A 9079-nucleotide genomic window follows, 5' to 3' on the forward strand; every position below is an offset into this window, starting at 1 on the left:
GAGCGGGAGGTGGGACCCGGAGGGACCCGTGCGCGCCGGCGGGAGGGCCGGCTCCCTGTCCGCGAGGAGGCGGAAGGGGCGCGAAAGGAGCACGGTTCGATCAAGATGCCCGGCACCGGCGGTCCCCCGCATCGCCCCGCGACCGGCACCGGAGTACCCGGGGACCGGCACCCGGGGCACGGATCCCCACGGACCGGGGTCGGTCTCCCCGGGCCGGATGGGGCTACGGTGAGATCCACACCCACCCGGATCCGATCCGAACACCGGGCGGGTGCCCCGGATTGTCACCGGTGGGGCGGATCATCGGGAGCGGAGTCCCGGAAAGGAAGAAGAAGGCGACGTGAGCACACTGCCGGAGCGGTTCGGGGTCCCGATCAGGAGTGCGGGGTAGAGGTTCGATGCACATCGTCATCATGGGGTGCGGGCGGGTCGGCGCCGAGCTGGCCCGGGAGCTCGAGGGGCGCGGCCACTCGATCGCCGTGATCGACCGGGACCCGACGGCCTTCCGCCGTCTGGGTTCCCGTTTCGGCGGGCGCCGGGTGACCGGTCTGGGCTTCGACCGGCAGACCCTGGAGAAGGCGGGGTTGGCCGAGGCGGGGGCGTTCGCCGCCGTCAGCAGCGGTGACAACTCCAACATCATCGCCGCCCGGGTGGCCCGGGAGGTGTTCGGCGTGGAGAACGTGACCGCCCGGATCTACGATCCCCGGCGCGCCGAGGTGTACGAGCGGTTGGGCATCCCCACGGTGGCGACCGTGCGGTGGACCGCCGACCAGATGCTGCGCCGGCTGCTGCCCTCGGGGGCGGAGCCGCTGTGGCAGGACCCCAGTGGCGCGGTGCAGCTGTCCGAGGTGCACATCTCCCCCGGTTGGCTGGGACACAAGGTGGCGTTCTTCCAGGAGCGGACCGGCGTGCGGGTCGCCTTCCTCACCCGGATGGGCGAGGCGATGCTGCCGACCTCGAGGACGGTCCTCCAGGAGGGTGATCTGGTGCACGTGATGTTGCCCTCGGACCGGGTGGCCGAGGTCGAGGCCGCGTGTGCCCTGGGCCCGGAGGAGGAGCGGGCATGAGGGTCGTGATCGCGGGCGCGGGCGCCGTGGGCCGGTCGGTGGCAGGCGAGCTGTTGGAGAACGGGCACGAGGTGCTGCTCATCGACAAGTCGCCGCAGGCGGTGTCGGTGGATCGGGTCCCGGATGCGGAGTGGCTGCTGGCGGACGCCTGTGAGATCACCTCGTTGGACGAGGCGGCGCTGGAGCGGTGCCAGGTGGTGATCGCGGCCAGTGGCGACGACAAGGTGAATCTGGTGGTCTCGCTGCTGGCGAAGACCGAGTACGGGGTGCCCCGGGTGGTGGCCCGGGTCAACAATCCGAAGAACGAGTGGCTGTTCAACGAGGCGTGGGGCGTGGACGTCGCGGTCTCCACACCGCGTCTGATGTCGGCGCTGGTGGAGGAGGCGGTGAGCGTCGGTGACCTGGTCCGGCTCATGCGTTTCAGCCAGGGTGAGGCCAACCTGGTGGAGCTGACGCTGCCGGACACGGCGACGCTGGTCGGCACCCGGGTGGGCGAGGTGGCGTGGCCGCAGAACACGGCGCTGGTGACGATCATCCGGGGCACCCGGGTGCTGATCCCGGATCCGGACGACGCGCTGGCAGCCGGTGACGAGCTGCTGTTCGTGGCCTCGCCGGAGCAGGAGCGGCAGTTGGAGGATCTGCTCTCCCCGCGCGAGGGGCGCGGGGAGCGGGGCGAGCGCGGGGAGCGGTAGGGCCCTCACCCCGTTCGGGCGGGGCCGCCGGTGCGTGCCCCGCCGAGCCGCCCCCGGGGACCGGATGGATCCCGGGGGGGGCCACGGTGGTCGGGCCCCGGCGAGCGCCGCTGCCCGACCGCGGGTCTCCGGTAAGTGGGCGTCAACCCCGGTGCGCCGGCTCGGGGTCGGGTGCCGCGCCGGCGCCGGCGCGCGCGGAGAACGCCCCACCGATGATCACCGCCCGCCGGCGCGTGAGGAGTCGGGGCAGTTTCACCATGAGGGCGTTGCGACGACCCGATGTCACGCTCGGCCCCCGTCCGCGGTCCAGGGCGCGAACGGCCGTGCGGACCACGTCCTCCGGGTTCTGGTGGTTGCCCTTGTAGGTGCCGCCGTCCAGGTTGTCGAAGAACTCCGTGCGGGTGAGCCCCGGGCTCAGACAGAGCACCCGCAGACCCGTGCCGCGGGACTCGTACCAGAGCGACTCCGTGAAGCTGAGCACGAACGCCTTGGATGCGGAGTAGACCGCCATTCCCGGCGTGGGGGTGTGGGCGGCCATGCTCGCGACGTTGACGAGTACGCCGCTTTCGGCGCGGCGCAACGGCTCGATGAACGCGCGGGTGATGTCGACGAGGTTCGCGACATCGACGTTGATCTCGTCGGTGAGGCGTTCGGGGTCCTCCTCGTGGAAGACGCGGTCGGTGGCGAAGCCGGCGTTGTTCACCAATCCCGTGATCGTGATCCCGCGGGTCGCCAGGTCGGCGGCCAGCCTGCGACCGGCACCGGGCACCGCGAGATCGAGAGAGATCGCGGTGGCCCGGATCCCGTGCCGCTCCCCGAGTTCGGAGGCGAGCGCCTCGAGGCGCCCGAGGCGTCGTCCCACGAGGACGACGTCCGAGCCACGGCGCGCGAATTCGTGCACGAAGGCTTTGCCGATCCCGGAGCCGGCTCCGGTGACCAGGGTGGTCCGGCCGGTGTAATCGATAGCAGTCATACCTACACCCTATGCGGAAAGTTGCATCAAGTGCAATTGCTTGCATCGAGTGGCATCACCGTAGACTGAGGGCATGGTCGAGCCCCCAAGCCTTCGGGAACGCAAGCGTCGTGCGGTACGGACGGAGATCACGGACACGGCGATGCGCCTTTTCGCGGAGCACGGCTTCGAGGCGACGACGATCGATCGGATCGCGGCGGCCGCGGGCATCTCGCGTCGCTCCTTCTTCCACTACTTCGGGAGCAAGGAGGAGCTCGTCCTCGGCGACACCGAGGCCCTCGGCGAATCGGTCCGTGCCGCCCTCGAGGCGCGCCCGGTCGAGGAGTCGGCGTGGACCGCGATCCGGGAGGCGTTCATGACCCTGCGACCCCCCGGGGGTCCGCCGACGGCCCACCTCGCCATCGCCCGGATGTACCACGAGGTCCCGTCCCTGCGGGCCAGGCATCTGGAGAAACACCTGCGGTGGCAGACGCTGCTGGCACCCGACATCCAGCGCAGACTGGGCCTGCCGGAGAGCCCGGCACCCGACCCCCGGGCCCGGGCCTTCGTCGCCGCCGCGCTCGCCTGCCTCGACGCGGCGGTCGACGCCTGGGCCGAATCCGGGGGCACCGCCGATCCCGTGCGCCTGTTCGACGAGGCGGTTGCCGTCGTACGGGAGCGGACCGTCGCCCCCGGTCCCCCGGAGGGGGCCGAGCGGGAAACCACGGACCCATCGGCCCGGCCCGATCGGTGATCCCGTCCCTTCCCCGGAGGAACGGTGCCCGCGCCGGCGGTTCGCCCCTCGATCCGTCGGTCGTCCCGACGCGGCATCCCGGGATCGGGTCCCCCGCGCGGGCCGCGAAGGTCCCCGGGCCGGGGCGGTCCGGCACCGATGGGACCGGGCCGATCCCGGAAAGGACCGGGCCCCGTCGACCGTGGCGGTCGACGGGGCCCGGTCGTCGCGTGTACGGGGTGTCGGGCTTCCGGGGGCTCAGGGGCCGGTGCCGGCGGTGCCGGTGGCACGGCCCGCCGCCCGGGCACGTTCCTCCTCGCGTTCCTGCTCGCGCCGCTCCTCCGCCTCCATCTCGGCGATGACGTCGATGGGGGCGGGCGCCTTCACCATGATGATCCAGGTGAGGTAGACGGCGAGCAGGAACGGCGGGATGCCCAGCGCCACCCGCAGCCAGCCCAACTGGGCGGCGTCGCCCCAGAAGTAGATGGGGAAGGTGATGGCGGACTTGGCCAGCAGGATGGCGCCCCACACGTAACTGGCCTTGATGTAGGCCCGCTTGCGACCGGGGTTGCGGGTGCGCCAGGAGAGGTTCTCCTTGAACAGCGGCCCGAGGATGAGGCCGAGCAGGGGGAAGCCGAGGGCCGCGGAGAGGGTGTAGGCGATGCCGAGGACGAGCGTGTAGATCATGCCCGGCAGGTAGAAGTTGCGGGCGTCGCCGGTCATCATCGCGAAGACCGCGCCGATGACCACGCCGAAGACGCCGCTGAAGGCGTGCTTGGTGGGGCCGCGCTGGACCAGGCGGAGGAGGAACATCGCCCCGGTGATGGACAAGGCCAGGACGGCCGAGGTGTTCAGGTCCCGGTTGAGGGTGTAGCTGAGCACGAAGACCAGGCCGGGGACGGTGGTCTCGATCATGCCCCGCACGCCGCCGAAGGCCTCGAGGAAGGCGGCCTTGGTGGCGGCCTCGTCGGGTTCCGGGGGAGCCTGCCGCGCGCCCGCGGGATCCGGTTCGGGGGCGCCGGGGGCGCCGTTCGTCCGCCTGTCCAGGGAGGTCACCCGTCACTCCGTTCCGAGGGGTTTGAGCTCATAGCGGGGGTTGAAGAGCACGGATCGTCCCCGGGATGCGACGAGCCGCCCGGAGGCGATCATGTCGCGACCGGGTTCGATCCCGGCGATCGACCGGCGGCCCATCCAGACGATGCTCAGCGTGGCCGAGCCGTCGTCGAGTTCGGCCTCGAGGGCGGGCAACCCGCCCACGGTACGCTCACCGACGCTACGGAGGGTACCCCGCACGGTCACCACACGTCGCCCCTCGGGACCCTCCGTGCAGTCGCGGATGTGGACGCACTCGGCCTCCTCGGCCGGATCGCCCCCCGTGTCCGGGGTCTCCGGCGGGGTGTCCTGGAGGCCCAACAAGCGCCGCCATCCGGTGCCGCGTCGCCCGGAACGGCTCCCATCAGTCATGCGTTCAGCCTAACCCGCCGGGGTGAAGGCGGCGGGTCCCGGTACGGCGTCGTCCCGCCCCGCGGGTACGCGCACGGGGGGCGGACCCGGGGCTTCCGGGCCCGCCCCCCGTGCGATCGGTCGGGGGCGGGGTCAGCGGACCTCGGAGATCTCCGGACCCCGGCGCAGGCGGTCCATGCCGCCCGCGAAGCGGGAGACCGAGTCCTGGTCCTGCGCCTCCTGCTTGCGGACACCCTCGGGGACCATGGTGGCGTCCTCGGGGAGCTTGAGGACGATCGGGTCGCGGGGGGCCATCGGCTGGTCGCCGCGCACCACGACGGTGTCGCGGAAGACGCTCTCCAGCACGCCGGCGGCCTGCGGTTGCACCGCGCCCTGGCCGGAGATGACACCGCGCAGGAACCAGCGGGGGCCGTCCACGCCGACGAAACGCACGACCTGCATGCCGCGCTTGCCGTCGGGGAGCTGCACGGGGACCTGCGCCCGCAGCTCCCAGCCGAGCGGGCCCTCGACCTCGTCCACGACACCGCCCTGGCCGGTGATGCCGCCGGCGATCTCCTCGCGGACCTCGCCCCAGATGCCCTCGCGCTTGGGGGCGGCGAACGCCTGGAGCTGCACGGCGCTGTCCTTGAGGACGACGGTCGCGGCGACGATCGACTCGCCGGCGACCTCGACCCGCAGTTCCATGCCCTGTACACCGGGTACGAAGAGCCCGCCGAGGTCGACCCGGCCCTCTTCGGGCCGGCTCACCTCGGAGATGTCCCAGGGGCCCTCGGGGCGGGGCGCCGGGGCGAGTTTCACCCGGCGCACCTCGGCCTCGTCCGGAGCCTCCGGAGCGGTGGGCTCGACAGCCTCCCCGGGCTCCTCATTCCGCTTGCGGCGACGTCCGAACACGTCACTGTCCTTTCACGGCGTAGGTGTGTTCCGTGCCGGCATGACCGCCGGTGGAGCCGAAGCCCCCGGCGGCCCGTGCCGAACCCGGCAGCTGCGCGACCTCGTGGAAGCGCACCGTCTCGACCCGTTGGACCACCAGTTGGGCGATCCGGTCGAACCGCTCGAAACGCACGCTCTCCCGGGGGTCGAGATTGATCAGGATGACCTTGATTTCTCCACGGTACCCGGCGTCGACGGTCCCCGGGGCGTTCACGAGGGCGACGCCGCAGCGCGCGGCGAGCCCGGAGCGGGGGTGGACGAAGGCGGCGTAGCCGTCGGGGAGCGCGATGGCGACGCCGGTGGGCAGGACGGCTCGTTCCCCGGGGGCCAGTTCGGCCGCCTCGGTGGTCACCAGGTCCACGCCCGCGTCCCCGGGGTGGGCGCGCGTGGGGAGGGGGACATCGGGCGTCGTGCGGTGGATCAGCACGTCCACCGGTTCCTGCGGTCCCGGGAGCACCCGGTCACCCCTCTCTTCCGTTCTCTTCCCTGTTCTCCGTCGGCCCGTCGGCCCGTCGTGCCGACCCGTCGGTTCGCCCGGTCCCTCCCGTCCCGTGCGGGCCGGGCGCTTCCCCCTGCCCGGTCGCCGGGCCCCGGGTCGGTCCGGGGCCGGTTGGGCCGTCCGATCGTCGTACGGGCGCCGCGTGCCGGGCGTGGCGCGGCACCGCCGCCCCCGCGGGGGCGCGCGACCTCGCTCGCACACCGGTGGGCGCACGCGGGGGCGCGCGAGCCCGTTTCGCACTCCGGTTGGGTCGGGGGCCGCCGGAGCCGGGTGGTGACGGGGCCCGGACGCCCCCCAGACCCTACCGCCGGTGCGGGCGATCCGGGTGCGCCCGGGATGCTTGTTCCATGGAGTCCGACGCGAACCGGCCGTCCCGGCCGTCCCGCCCCTACGAGGAACGTCTCACGGTGCCCCGCACGTGGTGGCTGATCGCGCTCATGGGCGCGGCGCTGGCGGGGGTGACGCTGGTACCGCTGGGGACGGTGGCGGCCCTCATCGGTGCGACCGCGGCCCTCGTGGTCTGCGCCATGGCGCTGAGCACCTACGGCTCGGCGCGCATCAGGCTGGCCGGGGGGACCCTGCTGGCGGGCCGGGCCCGGGTGCCGCTGTCGGCCCTCGGGGAGGCCCGTCCGCTGGACGGGGCCGAGGCGGTGGCCTGGCGCACCCACCGGGCGGACGCCCGGGCGTTCATGCTGCTGCGGGCGTACGTTCCCACCGCCGTTCGGGTCGAGGTCGTCGATCCCGACGACCCGACCCCCTACCTGTACCTCTCGACCCGGCACCCGCGACGTCTGGCGGCGGCGCTGGCGGCCGGGCGCGAATCCGCTCCGGAGGCGGAGGGGCGTCGTACCGGTCGGATGGGCGGACCGGCCGATGCGGCCGGGCCGTCCGAACGGCACGACGCCGGGTGATCGAACGGGCGGGACCCCCGCGGTCCCGCCCGCCGCGCACTCCGGAGCGGGCTCACCCGGCGCAGTCGCGGCAGATCGGCGAGCCGTTCTTCTCCGCGGCGAGCTGGGAGCGGTGGTGCACCAGGAAGCAGCTCATGCAGGTGAACTCGTCCGCCTGGCGGGGCAGCACCCGGACCGACAGTTCCTCGTTGGACAGGTCGGCGCCGGGCAGCTCGAGGCCCTCGGCCTGCTCGAACTCGTCGACATCGACAGTGGAGGCCGACTTGTCGTTGCGCCGGGCCTTCAGCTCCTCGATGCTGTCCTCGTTGACGTCGTCGTCGGTCTTGCGTGGTGTGTCGTAATCGGTGGCCATGCTCGTACTCCCCCTTTGGGTGTCCGTGGTGTTCGGTGATGGTCTCCAGCGCGGGTAACGCCCGGAGGGCCGGTCTTGTGCCCGATCCGAGGCGGAGATTTTGCCTCACATCAAGCCGTGTTACTCAATCGACACCCGGCCGGGCGCCCGAAGGGGCGATCGGCGGCACGGGCGGCACCGTGGTGCGGGGGCCGGAAAGCCGGTCACGGCGGTCCACTGCCCCGGGAACCGGGGTCGTATGTGCGATTGATCACATCCGGCGTTTTCCGTCCGGACATCATCTCAGATCGGCAGAAACACCCGCATCACGAGGCCTCCCTCCGATCGGGGCTCGGCCGTGACCGCACCGCCGTGGGCCCGGGCCACCGACCGCACGATGGACAGGCCCAGACCCACCCCGCGATCGCTGTGGGTCCGCTCGTGCCGCAGTCGACGGAACGGCTCGAACATGTTGTCCACCTCGTAGGCGGGTACCACCGGACCGGTGTTCTCCACCTCCAGGACGACCTGGGAGCCGCGTCGCTCGGTGTCCACCCGGACCCAGCCGCCCTCGGGAACGTTGTACCGCACCGCGTTCTGGACCAGGTTCAGGGCCACCCGTTCCAGCAGGACCCCGTTGCCCCGGGTCGGGGCGGGACGGCGGGTACCGCGCAGCTCCACCCCGGCGGCGGCGGCCTCGGCCCGAACCTGCTCCACCGCCCGGTCCGCCGGCTCCGCGAGGTCGAGGGGTTTGCGCTCGGTGATCTCGTTGTCGCTGCGGGCCAGGAGCAGCAGTCCCTCCACCAATTGCTCACTGCGCTCGTTGGTCGCCAGGAGGGTGCGCCCCAGCTGGGTCAGCTCCGGTGACGCGGCGGGGTCGGCGAGGTGCACCTCCAGCAGGGTGCGGTTGATCGCCAGGGGGGTGCGCAGTTCGTGGGAGGCGTTGGCGACGAACCGCTGCTGGGCGGTGAAGGCCCGGTCCAGGCGGTCCAGCATCTCGTCGAAGGTGTCCGCCAGCTCCTTGAGCTCGTCGTCGGGCCCGCCCAGCTCGATCCGCCGGTGCAGATCGGAGCCGGCGACCCGACGCGCGGTGCGGGTGATGCGCCCCAGGGGCGCGAGGACCCGACCGGCCATCAGATAACCGAAGGCGAAGGCCAGGACCGCCAGGCCGAGCAGGGCGAGGAGCGAACGCTGCAGGAGTTCCTCCAGCGCCAGCCGGCGCTGGATGCCGGCGCACTCGGCGTACCAGGAACGGAAGGTCTCGGCGTCCACCATGCCCGCGATCGGCCGGCAGGCCTCGGAGGTGATCTCCACCTCGGCCTCGGTGACGAAGCGGAACGGCACCGCGCTGCCGGCGCGCAGGGCGTTGGCCGCCAGCAGATAGATGATCCCCAGCAGCACCACGCCCGCGATGAGGAACATGCCCCCGTACAGCAGGGTGAGGCGGATGCGGATGGTGGGCCGCAACCAGGGCGGCCGGGGGTCGGCGGGACCCGGCGG

General features: G+C 72.6%; 10 protein-coding genes and 1 pseudogene. 4 read left to right on the forward strand and 7 right to left on the reverse strand.

Annotated features, from left to right (window positions below):
- Window positions 1–398 precede the first annotated feature (398 nt).
- Entirely contained in the window at window positions 399–1067 is a 669-nt protein-coding gene (locus FOE67_RS08775; RefSeq protein ID WP_182662211.1) for a potassium channel family protein, read from the forward strand.
- Window positions 1064–1759, forward strand: coding sequence for a potassium channel family protein (locus FOE67_RS08780; protein WP_182662214.1), 696 nt, complete (start codon window positions 1064–1066; stop codon window positions 1757–1759). The genes FOE67_RS08775 and FOE67_RS08780 overlap by 4 nt, the downstream gene beginning before the upstream one ends.
- A 142-nt stretch (window positions 1760–1901) precedes the next feature.
- Here FOE67_RS08780 and FOE67_RS08785 read toward each other — a convergent pair whose 3' ends face one another.
- Complete coding sequence (locus FOE67_RS08785; RefSeq protein WP_182662216.1) at window positions 1902–2732, reverse strand: SDR family NAD(P)-dependent oxidoreductase; 831 nt, start codon at window positions 2730–2732, stop codon at window positions 1902–1904.
- A gap of 73 nt (window positions 2733–2805) precedes the next feature.
- On the opposite strand from FOE67_RS08785, the gene FOE67_RS08790 reads away from it, so the two are divergent.
- Window positions 2806–3465, forward strand: coding sequence for a TetR/AcrR family transcriptional regulator (locus FOE67_RS08790; protein ID WP_182662218.1), 660 nt, complete (start codon window positions 2806–2808; stop codon window positions 3463–3465).
- A 237-nt stretch (window positions 3466–3702) separates the two neighbouring features.
- On the opposite strand, the gene FOE67_RS08795 is transcribed toward FOE67_RS08790, so the two are convergent.
- The 4 genes from FOE67_RS08795 to dut form a co-directional block, all read right to left on the reverse strand.
- On the reverse strand, window positions 3703–4500 hold the full coding sequence (locus FOE67_RS08795; RefSeq protein ID WP_182662220.1) for a DUF3159 domain-containing protein: 798 nt from the start codon (window positions 4498–4500) through the stop codon (window positions 3703–3705).
- Window positions 4501–4503: 3 nt separating this feature from the next.
- The gene (locus FOE67_RS08800; protein WP_182662222.1) at window positions 4504–4908 is read right to left on the reverse strand and encodes an OB-fold nucleic acid binding domain-containing protein; all 405 of its coding nucleotides are present in this window, start codon (window positions 4906–4908) and stop codon (window positions 4504–4506) included.
- 132 nt (window positions 4909–5040) lie between these two features.
- Window positions 5041–5799 (reverse strand): DUF3710 domain-containing protein, encoded by a 759-nt coding sequence (locus FOE67_RS08805; RefSeq protein WP_182662224.1) that lies wholly within the window; start codon window positions 5797–5799, stop codon window positions 5041–5043.
- Between the two features lies 1 nt (window position 5800).
- Window positions 5801–6295: a dUTP diphosphatase gene (gene dut / locus FOE67_RS08810; RefSeq protein ID WP_182662226.1), complete on the reverse strand. Its 495-nt coding sequence runs from the start codon at window positions 6293–6295 to the stop codon at window positions 5801–5803.
- 389 nt (window positions 6296–6684) lie between these two features.
- Between dut and FOE67_RS08815 the strand changes: the two are divergent.
- A pseudogene (locus FOE67_RS08815) lies at window positions 6685–7155 on the forward strand (DUF3093 domain-containing protein); the annotation flags it as partial.
- A 145-nt stretch (window positions 7156–7300) separates the two neighbouring features.
- Here FOE67_RS08815 and FOE67_RS08820 read toward each other — a convergent pair.
- Both FOE67_RS08820 and FOE67_RS08825 read right to left on the reverse strand, forming a co-directional pair.
- Window positions 7301–7600: a DUF4193 domain-containing protein gene (locus tag FOE67_RS08820; RefSeq protein WP_143620971.1), complete on the reverse strand. Its 300-nt coding sequence runs from the start codon at window positions 7598–7600 to the stop codon at window positions 7301–7303.
- 282 nt (window positions 7601–7882) lie between these two features.
- Window positions 7883–9079, reverse strand: a 1197-nt coding sequence (locus FOE67_RS08825; protein ID WP_182662230.1) for a sensor histidine kinase, incomplete at its 5' end; no start/stop codon positions are given.

The organism is Streptomyces calidiresistens (assembly GCF_014141525.1).
GTDB lineage: Bacteria > Actinomycetota > Actinomycetes > Streptomycetales > Streptomycetaceae > Streptomyces > Streptomyces calidiresistens.

Bases quoted from the DNA above. Each gene is read 5' to 3' on its own strand.
- FOE67_RS08775 (WP_182662211.1), top strand. From the start codon at position 399: ATGCACATCGTCATCATGGGGTGCGGGCGGGTCGGCGCCGAGCTGGCC.
- FOE67_RS08800 (WP_182662222.1), bottom strand. From the start codon at position 4,908: ATGACTGATGGGAGCCGTTCCGGGCGACGCGGCACCGGATGGCGGCGC.
- FOE67_RS08820 (WP_143620971.1), bottom strand. From the start codon at position 7,600: ATGGCCACCGATTACGACACACCACGCAAGACCGACGACGACGTCAAC.
- FOE67_RS08785 (WP_182662216.1), bottom strand. From the start codon at position 2,732: ATGACTGCTATCGATTACACCGGCCGGACCACCCTGGTCACCGGAGCC.
- FOE67_RS08790 (WP_182662218.1), top strand. From the start codon at position 2,806: ATGGTCGAGCCCCCAAGCCTTCGGGAACGCAAGCGTCGTGCGGTACGG.
- FOE67_RS08780 (WP_182662214.1), top strand. From the start codon at position 1,064: ATGAGGGTCGTGATCGCGGGCGCGGGCGCCGTGGGCCGGTCGGTGGCA.